At 48.9% G+C, this 15,299-nt stretch carries 13 protein-coding genes; 3 read left to right on the top strand and 10 right to left on the bottom strand.

The window, feature by feature from the left end; translation table 11 throughout:
* Positions 1-109: 109 nt before the first annotated feature.
* Positions 110-1,441 carry a hemolysin family protein gene (locus J0895_RS16355; protein ID WP_207089111.1) on the bottom strand — a complete coding sequence of 444 codons (1,332 nt, stop codon included), beginning with the start codon at positions 1,439-1,441 and terminating at the stop codon, positions 110-112.
* A 267-nt stretch (positions 1,442-1,708) separates the two neighbouring features.
* Between J0895_RS16355 and mfd the strand changes: the two genes are divergently transcribed.
* Positions 1,709-5,179 carry a transcription-repair coupling factor gene (mfd, locus tag J0895_RS16350; RefSeq protein ID WP_207089110.1) on the top strand — a complete coding sequence of 1,157 codons (3,471 nt, stop codon included), beginning with the start codon at positions 1,709-1,711 and terminating at the stop codon, positions 5,177-5,179.
* Between the two features lie 218 nt (positions 5,180-5,397).
* Here mfd and J0895_RS16345 read toward each other — a convergent pair whose 3' ends face one another.
* The 3 genes from J0895_RS16345 to psaK all read right to left on the bottom strand — a co-directional run bounded on the left by J0895_RS16345 (position 5,398) and on the right by psaK (position 7,676).
* Positions 5,398-6,636, bottom strand: coding sequence for a site-2 protease family protein (locus J0895_RS16345; protein WP_207089108.1), 1,239 nt, complete (start codon positions 6,634-6,636; stop codon positions 5,398-5,400).
* A 279-nt stretch (positions 6,637-6,915) separates the two neighbouring features.
* Complete coding sequence (locus tag J0895_RS16340) at positions 6,916-7,254, bottom strand: hypothetical protein (protein WP_207089107.1); 339 nt, start codon at positions 7,252-7,254, stop codon at positions 6,916-6,918.
* 146 nt (positions 7,255-7,400) lie between these two features.
* Positions 7,401-7,676: a photosystem I reaction center subunit PsaK gene (gene psaK, locus J0895_RS16335; RefSeq protein ID WP_207089106.1), complete on the bottom strand. Its 276-nt coding sequence runs from the start codon at positions 7,674-7,676 to the stop codon at positions 7,401-7,403.
* A gap of 144 nt (positions 7,677-7,820) precedes the next feature.
* Here psaK and J0895_RS16330 point away from each other — a divergent pair, with 144 nt between their 5' ends.
* Positions 7,821-8,480 (top strand): phosphoribosylanthranilate isomerase, encoded by a 660-nt coding sequence (locus J0895_RS16330; RefSeq protein ID WP_207089105.1) that lies wholly within the window; start codon positions 7,821-7,823, stop codon positions 8,478-8,480.
* Between the two features lie 32 nt (positions 8,481-8,512).
* On the opposite strand, the gene folE is transcribed toward J0895_RS16330, so the two are convergent.
* The 3 genes from folE to J0895_RS16315 form a co-directional block, all read right to left on the bottom strand.
* Positions 8,513-9,235, bottom strand: a complete 723-nt coding sequence (gene folE / locus J0895_RS16325) for a GTP cyclohydrolase I FolE (protein WP_207089104.1) — start codon at positions 9,233-9,235, stop codon at positions 8,513-8,515.
* 1,177 nt (positions 9,236-10,412) lie between these two features.
* Entirely contained in the window at positions 10,413-11,393 is a 981-nt protein-coding gene (gene accA, locus J0895_RS16320) for an acetyl-CoA carboxylase carboxyl transferase subunit alpha (RefSeq protein ID WP_207089103.1), read from the bottom strand.
* 176 nt (positions 11,394-11,569) lie between these two features.
* Positions 11,570-12,598 (bottom strand): long-chain acyl-[acyl-carrier-protein] reductase, encoded by a 1,029-nt coding sequence (locus J0895_RS16315; protein WP_207089102.1) that lies wholly within the window; start codon positions 12,596-12,598, stop codon positions 11,570-11,572.
* 278 nt (positions 12,599-12,876) lie between these two features.
* Here J0895_RS16315 and J0895_RS16310 point away from each other — a divergent pair, with 278 nt between their 5' ends.
* Positions 12,877-13,095, top strand: a complete 219-nt coding sequence (locus tag J0895_RS16310) for a hypothetical protein (RefSeq protein ID WP_207089101.1) — start codon at positions 12,877-12,879, stop codon at positions 13,093-13,095.
* 10 nt (positions 13,096-13,105) lie between these two features.
* On the opposite strand, the gene J0895_RS16305 is transcribed toward J0895_RS16310, so the two are convergent.
* The 3 genes from J0895_RS16305 to J0895_RS16295 all read right to left on the bottom strand — a co-directional run.
* Entirely contained in the window at positions 13,106-13,804 is a 699-nt protein-coding gene (locus J0895_RS16305; RefSeq protein WP_207089100.1) for an aldehyde oxygenase (deformylating), read from the bottom strand.
* Positions 13,805-14,054: 250 nt separating this feature from the next.
* Entirely contained in the window at positions 14,055-15,098 is a 1,044-nt protein-coding gene (locus tag J0895_RS16300) for a hypothetical protein (RefSeq protein WP_207089099.1), read from the bottom strand.
* The coding region (locus tag J0895_RS16295; RefSeq protein WP_207089098.1) for a hypothetical protein at positions 15,091-15,299 on the bottom strand (209 nt) is incomplete at its 5' end. The genes J0895_RS16300 and J0895_RS16295, both read right to left, overlap by 8 nt.

Below are 15,299 nucleotides of genomic sequence, written 5' to 3'. Positions count from 1 at the left end.
TTAAGTATGAAAGCTAATCCTCAGATTTTACAAAATAGATTTAATTGAAGAGTCGGAATCGTAATATTCATCTTTTCACCCTCATTCAAAACCCTAAATCTTTGAGTTTTTAATTCAGGTTTAGGGGTGGATTTATGAGATTATTTCTGACGGGCATGACTAATATTTTATCAACGCGATTCCCATCCATATCCATGACTTCAAATCGAAATTCTGCCCATTCAAAATGTTCCGCAGCCATTGGAATCCGGCCTAGATGGGTAATGACGAATCCTCCCAAGGTGTGATAGTTTCCTTGTTGTTCTCCGGGCAATTCTTTTAAATTGAAAACTTCCCGGAACTTTTCAATAGAAACCATTCCATCTAATAACCAGGACCCATCCTCGCGCTGGACAATTTGCAAGTCTTCCGGTTGATTCACTGAGGGCATATCCCCAACGATCGCCTCTAAAATATCGTTCAACGTGACCAACCCCTGAATGACGCCATATTCATCGACTGCTAAGGCAATATGAGTGCCGGTTTGTTTGAATAACTCTAAGACTTTGAGGGCTTTTGTATGTTCAGGAACGAACAAAGGCTGACGCAAAGCAGCGGTGAGGTCGATGGGTTGAGAGAGCAGAGAACGGGCTAATAAATCATTAATTTGAATCACTCCCAAAACATTATCCAGGACATTTTGACAGACTGGAAACCGGGTGTGGGTACTGTTAATAATCTTATGCCGGTTCTCTTCTATTGAGTCATCTAAATTCAGCCAAATCACATCCGGTCGAGGGGTCATTAATGAACTCACCCGCCGTTCATCTAGGCGAAACACTCGCTCAACCATCGCCTGTTCTTCTTGCTCAAATGTACCGGCTTCCGTGCCTTGTTCAAGTAAAATTTTAATTTCTTCTTCAATGATTTGAGGTTCATTAGAGGGTTGAGTTCTCAACATTCGTAACACCAAATCCGTAGAAGCACTCAACAAATGAACCACCGGTGCTCCAATTTTGCCCAGCAATCGCATGGGAATCGCAATCTGGGTGGCAATTCGTTCAGGATTGTTTAAAGCGAGGCGTTTTGGGACCAGTTCCCCGAAAATCAGAGAGAGGTAAGTAATAGTAACCACCACAATCAAGAGTGCAACGGCCCCTTTATAAGGCACTATCACCGGAAGACGATCTAACTGAACCATCACTTTTTCGGCAATGGTGGCCCCGCCAAAGGCCCCAGCTAAGATTCCCACTAACGTGATCCCAATTTGTACCGTCGAGAGGAAACGATTGGGGGAATTTGCCAATTCTAAGGCTACCCTGGCCTTAATGTCTCCCTGATTAGCCCATTGTTGCAGTCGTGCCTTCCTGGCCGAAACCAGAGCAATTTCGGACATGGCAAATATCCCGTTGATGAGAATCAGGAGTAAAATGAGCAGAATTTCCAGGGAAAAAGAAGTCATGTTGTGTGGAATTTGCCTCGGGTTTCGGCGAATGTGCCGATCGCCCTTGTGATTGGGTGCGATCGCCACCGTGGACATCAGCATTCACTGCCAGATTCTAGCTAAGTTAACATTTCTCGGCAATAGCAGAATCATCCCTACCCTAAAAATTGTGATCACTTTCCCCCTCCGGGGCGATCGCACAGTTAGTCCCCAGACTTCTAAAATAAATAGAGGAAAAGATCCGGGGATTTTTTTCAACCTACGCTATCGCATTTGTGACAAGTCATGGCCTGTTCTTCCATCATCCGCACCCTGGGGCGATCGCCCTTAGCGACCGAACTCCTCACGAAACTCGATCGGCATCACCACATCGAACTCAACGGCATCTCCCGCTTCCCAAAAGGATTGGTCGCCTCGGCGATCGCCCAAAAACGGGACCAGAGTTTATTAGTCGTCACCGCCACCCTGGAAGAAGCAGGGCGATGGGCAGCCCAACTCGAAGCAATGGGGTGGCCTACAGTGCATTTTTACCCCACCTCCGAAGCATCTCCCTACGAACTCTTTGACCCGGAAGAAGAAACCACCTGGGGGCAAATGCAGGTCCTCGCCGATTTAGTCCGAGGAGAAAACAATCTCGCCATTGTCACCACAGAACGGGCCTTACAACCCCATTTACCCCCGGTGAATCAGTTTAAACTCTACTGCCTCACCCTCACCGCCAAAAACGAGTGGAACTCCAAAACCCTCGATGAACAACTCGCCCGCATGGGATATGAGCGTGTGGCCCTTGTGGAAACCGAAGGGCAATGGAGTCGCCGGGGGGATATTGTCGATATTTTTCCCGTTTCTGCCGAACTCCCCGTCCGCCTAGACTGGTTTGGGGACGAACTGGAGAATATCCGGGAATTTGACCCTTCCACCCAGCGTTCCCTGGATAAAATCGCGCAACTGGTCCTGACTCCCACCTCCTTGAGTCCCCTAATTCAGGCCCATCTCCCGGAGGCATTCAAAAACGCAGGTACCCCTATCCCCAATGATTTAGAATTGGACGAATCTCCAGACTTGCGGTCCCTGCATCGGTTTCTCGGGGTGGCCTTTGAACATCCGGCCTCCTTGCTGGATTATCTGTCACCGGATACCATTGTGGCGATCGATGAACCCGATCGCTGTAGTGCACATGGCGATCGCTGGGCGGATACCGTGGAAGAACATTTCCGAACCCTCCCCTCTAAACCGCTTCCCATCTCTCGGGTGCACCGCAACTTTAGCGACTCCCTCGCCACAGTAGAACCCTTTGACCGCATTTCCCTCTCGGAACTTGTAATCCACCGTAAAAAAGACGGTCCTCATATTAGCTTTGATTTAGATAGTCGTCCGGTGCCCGTGTTACCTCACCAGTTCGCCAAACTTGCTGAACTCTTAAGAGAAGAACGCGATCGCCGGTTTAATGTCTTTCTAATTTCCGCCCAACCGAGTCGATCAGTTTCCCTGTTGCAAGAACATGACTGTCCCGCCCAATTTATTCCTAATCCTCGGGACTATCGGGCGATCGAAAAACTGCAAGTCCAACATATTCCCGTTGCCCTGAAATATAGTGGAATCGCCGAACTGGAAGGGTTTATTTTGTCCGCCTTTAGAATAGCAATTATCACCGATCGCGAATTTTATGGACAACATACCCTCGCCACCCCCACCTATGTCCGCAAACGTCGGCGCGCTGCTTCTAAACAGGTAGACCCCAATAAACTCCGTCAGGGGGATTTTGTCGTCCATCGGCATCATGGCATCGGCCAATTTATCAAACTGGAAAAACTCCAAAACCGGGAATATTTAGTTGTTAAATATAGCGATGGAATTCTGCGAGTTCCTGTTGACCAACTGGAATCCCTCTCCCGCTTCCGGACGACTGGGGGAAAAAGGCCAGAACTGAATAAACTCACCAGCAAATCCTGGGAAACGGCCCGCAACAAAGTCCGCAAAGCGGTTAAGAAACTGGCGGTGGATTTGTTGAATTTATATGCCAAGCGATCGGATCAACAAGGGTTTGCCTATCCACCGGATATGCCCTGGCAGCAAGAGTTAGAAGATTCATTTTCCTATCAACCCACACCGGATCAGTTGAAGGCGACTCACGATGTGAAGCGGGATATGGAAAGTGAGCGCCCGATGGATCGCTTAGTCTGTGGGGATGTGGGATTTGGCAAAACCGAAGTGGCAATCCGGGCAATTTTTAAAGCGATTACTGCCGGAAAACAGGTGGCAATGTTGGCCCCGACGACTATTTTAACCCAACAACATTATCACACGATTAAAGAACGATTTGCTCCCTATCCGATTCAAATTGGATTGCTCAATCGGTTCCGTAGTCAAGCCGAACGCCAAGATATTCAAAACCGCCTCGCTACGGGGGAATTGGATTTAGTTGTGGGAACTCACTCGGTTCTGAGTAAATCGATTCAGTTCCGAGATTTGGGACTGTTAGTGGTGGATGAAGAACAACGGTTTGGGGTGAATCAGAAGGAAAAAATCAAGGCATTGAAAACCCAAGTGGATGTGCTGACTTTAACGGCAACGCCAATTCCACGCACTTTGTATATGTCTTTGTCCGGTGTGCGAGAGATGAGTTTGATTGCTACACCCCCACCCTCTCGTCGTCCGATTCAGACTCATTTGGCCCCGTATGACCTAGAAACCACGCGATCGGCGATTCGCCAAGAGTTGGATCGAGGGGGACAGGCGTTTTATGTGGTGCCTCGGGTGGAAGGCATTGAGGAAGTGGGGGCGGCATTGCAACAGATGGTCCCCAGTGCAAGAGTGGCGATCGCCCACGGTCAAATGAACTCATCGGAATTAGAAGCAATTACCATTGCTTTTAGTTCAGGGGAAGCGGATATTTTAGTCTGTACTACGATTATTGAATCCGGGTTAGATATTCCTCGGGTCAATACGATTTTAATTGAAGATGCTCACCGCTTCGGATTGGCCCAATTGTATCAATTAAGGGGGCGAGTTGGACGGTCGGGAATTCAAGCTCATGCCTGGTTATTTTATCCGAAAAGTGGCCGATTAACCGATGAAGCACGGAAACGATTAAGGGCGATTAAAGAGTTCGCCCAATTAGGGTCAGGATATCAACTCGCCATCCGAGATATGGAGATACGCGGCGTGGGTAACCTATTAGGGGCCGAACAGTCGGGTCAACTGGATGCGATCGGGTTTGACCTCTATATGGAAATGTTAGAAGAGGCCATTCGAGAGATTCGCGGACAAGAAATTCCGACTGTAGAAGAGACGCAAATTGACCTCACCTTAACTGCTTTTATTCCCGGGGATTACATTGTGGATTTGGACCAAAAAATGAGTGCATATCGCTCAGTGGCCTTGGCAACCTCGGGGAAAGAACTGGCAGAAATCGAAGCGGATTGGCGCGATCGCTACGGACCGATTCCCAAACCCGTCAATCAACTCATGCAAGTCATGAAACTCAAACAAATCGCCAAACCATTAGGATTTTCAAGAATCAAACCCGAGGGAACCCAAAACATCGTCTTAGAAACGCCAATGGAGGAACCCGCCTGGAATTTACTCGCCCAAAACCTACCCACCAAAGTGCAAGAAAAGTTTGTCTACAGACCCGGCAAAGTCACCGTTCGCGGCATTGGAATTATGCGGGCCGAGTATCAATTAGAAACCCTAATCGATTGGTTAGGACGGATGCAAGGTGCGCTACCCGAAGCGGCAATTTCTCACAGGTAATCCATTAGGAGAGAAGGAAATCGGTTATTACAACCGGTTTCCTCGCTTTGCACTGCCTTTGCCGGATTTATGCCCTCGGAGGCTCCCAGAGGAGGTTCTGGGAGAGGGGCATTGGGGTGAGGTCTTATTCCACGACTGATCTAGTCCAAGCTATAGTCGTCGTGGGTAAGTCAACAGGGATAACCAGAGCAAGTCATGACGTTGAACAGTGAATCGGCTCACTTTTTGAGATGGTGTATCTCTTTGTCGGTAAAGGAGTTGGCGGTTGCTTTGGCGATCGCAGCAATCCCAAATCCTGGGGGATAACTTCCCTCTTGTTTAATTTGCTGAATTTGTTCACGCTGGATGGGCAGATTCAATTTTTTCCCGACGGTGGCGACGATATCGCCGCGATCGATAATTCCGGAGACGGCACCGGCTGGGGAAAGCACGGTAATATAAGGTAAATTGTCGATTTCCATGCGATTAATTACCTCGATCAGGTTGCTATTTTCCTGTACGGTAATAATCTCAGTCAGCGGATGTGCAATTTCTAACAAGGTTTGAGTCTGCCACTGACTCCGTTCGATTGAGCGTAAATCTTCTAGGGAAATCATGCCTCGATAGCGACCATCGGAGGCCGCAAAATAGGCGGCGTAACGCTGCTCATTTTGCAGGTATTCCCCTGCAAATTCATTTAAGGTCATTTTGGCATCGACGACCCGAAAGTGACGGGTCATGGCGTCCTGAGCTTGGAGTTGGAGTAGAGCCTGTTGTAAGCTGGCTAGGCGATCGTAGGCGCTGGCGTTGCGGACGGCAAACCAGCCAATTAAGGCAATCCAAATGCCCCCGAAGCTATTGGCGAGTAACAAAATGGATAGTCCCAGGGCGATCGCGGTAAAACCGAGGATTTTTCCCGCCTGGGCTGCCCAATGCACGGCTTTAAAGCGGTTCCCACTGACTTTCCAGATGATCGCTTTTAAAATTTGCCCCCCATCGAGGGGGAGTCCGGGAATCAGATTAAATAATGCCAAGACGAGGTTAATACTGGATAAATCCCGGGCGACGATGGCGACGGGTGAGCTCCCGGGTACAAGTCCGGCGATGACCCCGAGGAGGGCAAATAAGGTAAAACTCACGGCAGGTCCGGCGATCGCCACTTGAAAGGCTTCTTCTGGGGTTTTGGATTCCTGTTCGATGGCGGCGACACCCCCAAAAATAAACAGGGTAATCGAGTTAACCTTGATTCCTTGAGATTGAGCGACTAAACTGTGCCCGAGTTCGTGGAGTAATACAGAAGCAAACAGCAGGAGGGCTAATCCTAACCCGGTTGCCCAGGCGATCGCCGGCGACCATTGTTGTTGTTCTGAATACTGCCCCGCATTTAATACCGTGACTAAACCCAGGATAATCAACCATGAATAATCTATATAAAGCGGGATGCCAAATACCATCCCTATTCGCCAACCAGGTTGCATAAAATTTTCCTTAATTTTTAATGATGTTGTTTGCCTTGCTCTGGCACATCGCGATCGAGCCAATCTGAGAATTCAATTCGGCTTTCTTCTATTCTACTAATTTTCAGGGCGCAACTGACTGGTTGGACCTGGGTACTGTGGAGCGGTGGCAGGAGAACGGCTGGGAAAAAATGCAGTGCGCTATTCTTTTTTGATTTTTTGGAAAAGATAGGTGAAATCTGATTATTGGCTCTGATTATAGCAGGAAATGACCAGAGATAATCAGGTTTATTGATATTTTTATGAACCAATAATTCCTACAACCGGCGCTATAAAAACTAAAATTCTCCCGGTGCGATCGCCTGCATCTGTATCGCCGAAACAACAGCGACGCTTGAGAACTTGGGACAGGTTAGCTTTGTAGGACAATAAACCGGGTTTTTTGACAAACTCTGTTGCAGAAACCCGGTTTCTCTTGCCTATACTGTACCGATGCCGTTCGATATTTCTAACCCTTGACTGAAAAAGTCTCATCAATAGAGGGAGAAATTGGGATGACGATCCTTGCAGCAGTTGTGGAATGCCCTCACCCCCAACATAAGGCGGCCCAAAGGGGGAGAGGGGAGCTATATATGTCATAAATCATTTAGAACAAGCTATATAACGATCGCCCCACGAGGAACCCAGGTAATCCCCCGGTTCATTCTGGGGCGATCGGTGAAATTGATGCATAAAACTGGGATGACTCAGGGCATCCGAGTTTTACCCATCAATTTCTTTATTCCTTACAAAACACCCGCATTGCTTAAGCCTAAGATCAATCCGGTGCCGAGAAGGTGACCAAAACTGAGAGTTCCGAGTAGTTCAGGAATCCCAAATTTCTTAAGGACTGGAGGCATTCCCACAGGTAAGCTGGGTCCTTTGCCGGGATTTTGGATGGCTCGGTAGCCAATTGCCACGGCAAATAGATTGGCTAGGATCATCACCAGTCCAACCATTGGAGACCAGCTTGGGGTGGGTGGTAGGTTTGAGGCAACTGCGAGTAAGGTTGTGTAAAGCAAGTTTGTATCTCCTTTGTGGATAAATCAGTTCAATGACTGGAATTATAAGAATTTATCGGCAAAAAAGAAAATTTTGTATTAATCCTTTACAAACGCTTACACTTTTGAAACAAATTGTCATAATTTGCAGGAGCATGACCTGGGATGCGCGTTAAAATTTGCGGAATTACGAAACCGGAGCAGTCCGTGGCGATCGCCAATTTGGGGGCTACAGCCCTGGGTTTCATCTGTGTACCGAGTTCCCCTCGCTATGTGACAAATTTACAGATTCAGCAGGTGGTTCAGGCTCTAAAAGGGATGCCAGTCGATCTGATTGGCGTGTTTGCAAGTACCACAACTGAGATAATTTGTCAAGCTGTTGAAGTGGGAGGATTAACTGGGGTGCAACTGCATGGCGGGGAATCCCTGGAATTTTGCGATCGCCTGGGGCAACAGCTACCCGAAGGGGTGGAAATTCTCAAAGCCATCCGTGTCAAAGCTGCAACGGACTTGGAGCAAGCTAGGGATTATCGGACGGTGGTGGATACATTGCTGCTGGATGCTTACCATCCTGGACTATTGGGGGGAACAGGGCAAACCCTAGACTGGAATCTGTTGCGAGAGTTTAACCCCGGTTGCCCCTGGCTGTTGGCTGGGGGACTGACCCCGGAGAATATCCAAGAGGCGATCGCCCAAGTCAAACCCCCGGGTATCGACCTCTCCAGTGGAGTAGAGCGATCGCCGGGGGACAAAGACCTCGCCAAAGTTGCGGAATTGTTCTTCAAGCTCAAATTGTCCGTTAATTGCCTATCAGAAAGAGCTTGACAACTCAGCCGTCACCCTGTATAATCCTTTCTTTAAAAGAAAGAGGGTTGATGACGAATCAGGTTGAGAAACTCTTCCCGAGTCTTTTGCTCTTCCTGGAATTGACCAACCATCGCACTGGTGACCGTCCAGGAACCGGGTTTTTGGACGCCACGCATGACCATACACATATGAGTCGCTTCCATAACGACAGCTACCCCTTTCGGTTCCAAAATGCTTTGAATGGCTTCGGCCACCTGGCGGGTGAGGCGCTCTTGCACCTGGAGTCGGCGGCTGTACATCTCGACAATGCGGGCGAGTTTGCTCAATCCCACAACTTTTTCATTGGGGATATAGGCAACATGGGCGCGGCCCATAAACGGGAGCATATGGTGTTCGCAGAGGCTGAAAAAATTGATATCTCGCACCAGTACCATCTCGTTATGCCCTTCGTCAAAGATGGCTCCATTCAACAACTCTTCTAACGATTGATTGTAACCGCTCGTCAGAAAGCGCATGGCATCCGCCGCCCGTTTGGGGGTCTTGAGTAACCCTTCCCGTTCTGGATCTTCCCCAACCCCGAGGATCACTTCGCGGAACGCATCCATCATCCGATCGGCGCTTTCTGCCAGGGGTTGATGAATATTGGGTTGAGCACCATTTAAGGTATTGCGATCGGGCCGCGTCTCGATGCGGGGGGTTTTGTCTGAGGTTTCGGCGGATTTAGTACCATTTCCAGTCTGGGGTAATTGGGATCCGTGGGAAGCAATAGTCATAAAAGATGTATGAGAGTCATAGAGGTTTACAGATACTTCAAGTCCAGACATTTACACTATTGAGGTCGTCGGACATAGCACCACAAACAGATGAATTGTTGGCGGAGGCTGTATCTTGCGGCGTTGATCAAGGGTGAAAATCAATCCTAAAAGCGCCGGTGTCATCTCTAAGATATCAACCTCTAGGAGGAAAGACCTGTAGTCTGAGATTTCTGATGAAATGGCTCCATCCTCTTTGTGGGATTACTTCTTTCCGCTAGAAAAAACCCGATAACCGCATTGTTTCTTTCCAAGACGGAATCTGATTGATGGAATTTCGATCTCAAACTGCGATCGCTGTATCGGATTAATCTTTGAATTTCAATCCCTGGCTTGATATCGAAACGAGAGCAGCCGGTTGAGTCCCTTTTTTTGTGACTCACTAGGTTGCCGGAATAGCCAATCGTCTTGGGATAATGATAAATCAGATAGCTCAAGGGGAGCAAAAAGAGTCAAGGTTAGCAAAGAAACAGGCTGAAATTTGGTGTATTAATTTCAGACAGATAGAGAACCAGCCCCAGGGTTGATCTACATTTCTTGCTGATTGCAGGAACGTCGGGATTGCCCCAACGTGGTATTTTCCGCTATAGCTTGGCTAGGTTTAGAGGAAAAGTTCAGGGCATTGTTTGCCCGGGTAGAAGTAGAGGGAAGCGGTGAGTCCGTCATCTTGCATCCTGCGATGCACAGATCCGGTTAAGATTCACCCTAATTAGCCCTGGGTTAGCCGAGGTTAAAGTTTTAGAAATCCGCCCGGGTACTCTACCCAGTGAGTAATGAATCATCGTGCAAGATAATTTGACTCAGAAAACTAAATAAACGTAAACTTTTGTTACTGATTTTAAGTATATCATCCAATGGGATGGTTTGTTGAGCAAGGCCCAATTTTTTTACTCGGGAAATTCAGGATTAGCAGCCTGTCATGTTGGGGCGATCGCGCTGGGTCTTTGCGCGGGTCAGATGGTAGCTGAAAAATGGACCAGGGACAAGGATTGACTCGGTTCCTCAGTCCATGTCAGGGGTTCTATTTGGGAATTTTTCGGGCGATCGCCCTCTTGCCAATATAGAGTCAACTGATTGATCCGGCTTAGAAAAACGAATAGTAAACTGGAGCCATCTCAACCCCACCCATCGCGCCAACTTAGGCGGGCACTTCTGCAAACACCCCAATCCGGCGAAACTTCTGATAGCGCAGTTCCCGGCGTTCCTGACTGGTCAAAGTGGACAATTCATCTAAATTCTTTAATAACGCTTCCTTGAGACTTGAAGCGGCCTGAAGGGGATTGGAATGAGCGCCCCCCAAGGGTTCGGGGAGGATTTCGTCGAGAATTCCCAGGTTTTTTAAATCCCAGGAGGTAATTTTCAGGGCCTCAGCAGCGCGAGGAGCCTTGGATGCATCTTTCCAGAGAATTGCGGCACAAGCTTCGGGAGTGGCAACGGTGTAAACTGCGTGTTCAAACATCAGGAGGCGATCGCCCACCCCAATCCCCAAAGCCCCACCGGAACCGCCTTCACCAATCACCGTAGAAATAATCGGCACATCCAGACGGAACATTTCGCGCAGATTGTAGGCGATCGCCTCACCCTGACCTTGATGTTCAGCCTCTACCCCCGCCCAAGCACCCGGGGTATCAATAAACGTAAAAATCGGCATACCGAAGCGGTTAGCGTGATCCATCAACCGCATCGCCTTGCGATAACCCCCAGGGGAAGCCATCCCAAAATTGCGCGTGACGTTATCCTTCGTATCCCGACCTTTCTGATGACCCAGAATCACCGCCGGGATGCCGCCGATGCGAGCCATCCCACCGACTAAGGCGGGGTCATCATACCCCCCGCGATCGCCGTGGAGTTCCATCCATTCATCAGTAATCGCTTGAATGTAATCTAACGTACTGGGCCTCCGGGGATGACGGGCTAACTGTAACCGCTGATACGGCGTTAACGTGGAAAAAATTTCCTGCCGGAGTTGGTTAGCGCGCACTTCCAACTGGCGGATTTCCTCCGAGACATCCACCCCATTTTCTTCAGCGAGTTCTCGGATTTGTTGAATACGCCCTTCCAGTTCCGCTAGGGGCTTTTCAAAATCTAAAAGGAAAGTTCTGCGTTCAGGAGTTGCCATAACAGGTGAAGATTTAGAGAGATCGCGGAGATCGCGCAGATGAGGGAGATGAGGGAGATGGGGGAGATGGGGGAGATGAGGGAGATGGGGGAGATGGGGGAGATCGGGGAGTTGGAAACGACTGAAGTCGTTACTACAAACATCCTCCCTATCCTCCCCTATTCCCAACCTAGAGACTAACGAGGTTGAAGCAGCAGGGGTTGAAAGCCATGCTTAATCGACCATTCGCCGATCATTGCCATCTTCTGCACCGAAATTTGATTACGTCCCCAGGAGAAATTCGTATAGATTTTTTCAAATTCCAGGAGCATTGACTCGGCAAAGCAAGCAAAAAGCTGACGTGCTGGGACATCCATACTGACGATTTGCATAATTCGCCAATCGATGTCTAGGGTATGTTCGACAATCCCACCTTTAAGAACAAAAACCTCCGGGTGTTGAACCTGGGTTTCCAAATTTTTCGGATACCCGCCATCAACCAACAGACAAGGATGCTTTAAGGAATTGGCATCAATTTGCACCCCTTTGGGCATACTGGCGACCCAAACGACAATATCAGCTTGGGGGAGTGCTTCTTCCAAGCCCATAATTTTGCCGCGTCCTAAATCTTCTTGCAAGAGCCGCAATCGTTCGCGATCGCGGGCGATTAGCAGGAGTTCTGCAACATCCGTTCGACTGTTCAACCAGCGACAGACAGCACTCCCGATATCTCCAGTGGCTCCACAAACTGCCACGGTTGATTTCGACAAGTTGATACCAAGCTGTTTTGATGCCTGTTCTACCTGCTGAGAGATAATATAGGCAGTATGGGTGTTTCCTGTGGTAAAGCGTTCAAACTCTAGCTTGATATTGCGAACTTGCTCGAATTGCTGCAAGTTAAAGTTTTCAAAGATAATTGAGGAAAAACCCCCGAGTGCCGTGATGTTAATGCCATGTTTTTGGGCGTGAGCCATCGCGTTCAGGATTTTCCGCGTTGCCGCCTTGATCCGCCGGGAGGCGAGCATCTCTGGCAAAAAGCACGATTCCACATACCGTCCTTCAATAGTCTGGCCGGTGGCACTGGTAACAGTGATGTTATCGACTATCTGCGGTGGGGCGGAACACCAGAAATCCAACCCTTGATCGGCATATTCCGGGTAACCCAGATCTCTAGCAACAGACTGGGCGTGAGCCAAACTGGTAAGGTGACCGATGAGACCAAACATTAAGCGTTTTAGGGTAGCCTTTGAATCAGGCGCAGTAGGGTTAAAGGAAAAGATTCGTTAAGAATATCTTTAAATAGTACACCAAGACTGCACGGGAGTCCTGGTCGCGTCGTCTGTTTCCCGAACGGGGGCATCTGCTCAGAATCTCTGTCACTTGAGATCATAGCGGTTCAGAAAAATTCCGGTTCGGGGAATCATCATTCCCGGAAGTAGCCTCAAGAGGGTTTGGAGACCCTACCCCTACATCAGATCAGAGGGTTTGGAGACCCTACCCCTACATGAAACAACGATTGAGCGTCATTAAATTTACCACCTTGACAGGGCTAGGTTTTATAGGCCTATCAGTACCGGGTTTGGGATCAGGGGTGGGTGATGTGATGAAGCGATCGCCATCCCGGATGATGCATCAACCCCGGCCAAAATCATCCAAAATAATAGCGATCGCCCTCAATTGCCGCAAAAACTTACAGATTCGAGGGCGATCGCCAGTGGGTTGAAGGGTTAAATTTAAGCCCCGATGAGTCCGTAAGCCGACATCCGCATGATATCGCGAGTGGTAAACCCAATTGTGCTGAGGGCTTCGCCGTAAGCGATCATAAAGTCTTCCACGAGAGCTTCTTTTTCCATTCCCAAGACCTTAGCATCCTTCTCAACCTGATTGAGCATCTTCCACACGATGGGGAGGTTCTGGCGGTTGGCTTGTTCCATTTCAGTTTTGGAGTCTTCAAAATGTGCTTGCAGCCATTTTTCACCAAAATTGAGGTGGCTGTATTCGTCTTTGACGACGCCTTCGGTAATTTTCCGTGCAAAGGGGTCTGCAACGGGGATATAAATGTTGTAGGCGGCGATCGCAAAGCTTTCGATAATCAACGCTTGAATCAACAAACAGGTGACGACATTGCCCGAGGCTGCTGCCGTTTGGAAATTTTGGTGCAACCCGGAAAAAAATTTCTGGGCAAACTCCATGTCAGGGTCTACCGCTAAATTCTTCCCACAGGCTTGGAACCCTTTCTTGTGGCGGATTTCCATTTTCGCCAAGCTGATCAATTCGTCTTTAGAATCCGGCAGCATTTCAGCCAGTTTAATATAGTTATCATTAGCCTCCTGTTCACCTTCGATCACGATTGCGTTAATTCGGCTGTAAGCGTCTTTATAACTGGCGCTTTGGAAGTCCAAGGTGGTGCTGGTAGCCTCAAGCTGGGGCATAGCTGTGTTTTCTCCTGATGATTGGGTTGCCGACGATCCTGGAACTGACCTAATTTTTGATTGAAGGTCAAGGTTCAACTGGTTAACACCAATTAAATGTCTTTTATTTTACTTTACCGTTCGTTATATAACTTTACCATTTTTTTCAACGAATCGCCAATGAAGGTAGACTCGGACTGGAATCAAGTCCACAGGGGTGCAGCACTTTAGTGATTGTAGGATGTAACCCGGGCGATCGCCCGGTGGCCGATTACTCCGGCTGAGAATCGCTGAGGATTTGCAAGCGAATCGTGCGATCGCCCTCATCTCCCAGTGGCACCTCAATCACTTGACCTGCCAAGCGGTCCAAACAAGTCAACAGCATTCGTAAATGGGGCGTACTCGCACCTGTATCCACATAGAGGCGATCGGTCAGACTGCCCAAACGCCGCCAAGTGGTATAAAGTTTAGCAACGGTTTGTTCAATTTGGGACGCTTGTTTGACCAAATCTGCCGCAGTGTTCAGACAACCCATGCGGAGTGCTTCTTCTAAGGCCATTTCCACATCAATGGAACTCGTGGCGATCGCCTGAACCTGGGCCGCCGCATCTAAATATTTCGACAAACTCCGTGCATCGGAAGTCAGTTGCTTGACGGTATCCACATCAGGATTGATCGCCGCTTCGTCCCGGATCGAAACCTGGTGGGAGGGAGGCAGTTTCTCCATTTCTCGGACCAACGGCGCGAGATAACGCGGAGGCAGAGAACCGGCAGTGGCCTTTTCTTTCACCTCCTCCGGCAGTAATTCCGAAGTCATAGCAGTCCATTCGTCCGAGAGTTGGCGCACTTCCCGGCGGGTGATGCGATCGCCATCTCGGGCCGCTTGGGTGACCATCTGCTGCACCTCCGGCGCAGATTTAGCCGTTTCCACAAAGGCCCGTTTGCTAAATTTATTAATAGTCTCCGGGTCCAAATCTCCCTGGTTTAAGAGAGTATCGGCACTATTTGCCAGTTCAATCAGGGAGTATGCCTGACTTTTGCTGATTTCCCGGTCCTTGAGCCAGTTGAGGAACCCTCTGCCGCGTCCTTCACCGCCAATTTTCTCGCGATCGCGCACAGCACTCAGGATCCGCCCGCGCCAAATATCGGTTTGCAGGTCGAAATGGTCGCAAACTTTCCAGGCATTATCTATCTGATGCTCAAAATCAGGCTCTGAAATATCCTCATCTTCCGGGTCCGGAAGGTTAAAATTCAGGTCCGTGACATTTTCTAAAACCGCAGCAAGTTCTTCCGGGGATTGGGGTCGTTCAGCCATTGACAGCAGCAATTTTGTTGGGCGACAGCCGACTTATTATGGCATGAGTTGGGTCTAGTCCATGCATTATTTTGTCGGAAGAGATCCGGGTCCAAGGGGCGATCTCTATCCTCTCTCCCTGCATTGACTGACAACCGTTCAAGAAGAGGGTAAGAAACGCTTTAACCCCAGCCCTGTCTTGCTTCTTGTCAGTGATAAATT

Origin of the sequence: Phormidium pseudopriestleyi FRX01, from assembly GCF_017313335.1 — a bacterium.
Lineage (GTDB): Bacteria > Cyanobacteriota > Cyanobacteriia > Cyanobacteriales > Laspinemataceae > Laspinema > Laspinema pseudopriestleyi.
This window is presented reverse-complemented; position numbering and strand designations above follow the sequence as displayed.

Coding starts and splice junctions, on each gene's coding strand:
- folE (WP_207089104.1), bottom strand. CDS start 9,235: ATGACTATTGCTTCCCACGGATCCCAATTACCCCAGACTGGAAATGGT.
- J0895_RS16300 (WP_207089099.1), bottom strand. CDS start 15,098: ATGGCTGAACGACCCCAATCCCCGGAAGAACTTGCTGCGGTTTTAGAA.
- mfd (WP_207089110.1), top strand. CDS start 1,709: ATGGCCTGTTCTTCCATCATCCGCACCCTGGGGCGATCGCCCTTAGCG.
- J0895_RS16315 (WP_207089102.1), bottom strand. CDS start 12,598: ATGTTTGGTCTCATCGGTCACCTTACCAGTTTGGCTCACGCCCAGTCT.
- J0895_RS16355 (WP_207089111.1), bottom strand. CDS start 1,441: ATGACTTCTTTTTCCCTGGAAATTCTGCTCATTTTACTCCTGATTCTC.
- J0895_RS16330 (WP_207089105.1), top strand. CDS start 7,821: ATGCGCGTTAAAATTTGCGGAATTACGAAACCGGAGCAGTCCGTGGCG.
- J0895_RS16310 (WP_207089101.1), top strand. CDS start 12,877: ATGAAACAACGATTGAGCGTCATTAAATTTACCACCTTGACAGGGCTA.
- accA (WP_207089103.1), bottom strand. CDS start 11,393: ATGGCAACTCCTGAACGCAGAACTTTCCTTTTAGATTTTGAAAAGCCC.
- J0895_RS16340 (WP_207089107.1), bottom strand. CDS start 7,254: ATGACATATATAGCTCCCCTCTCCCCCTTTGGGCCGCCTTATGTTGGG.
- J0895_RS16345 (WP_207089108.1), bottom strand. CDS start 6,636: ATGCAACCTGGTTGGCGAATAGGGATGGTATTTGGCATCCCGCTTTAT.
- J0895_RS16305 (WP_207089100.1), bottom strand. CDS start 13,804: ATGCCCCAGCTTGAGGCTACCAGCACCACCTTGGACTTCCAAAGCGCC.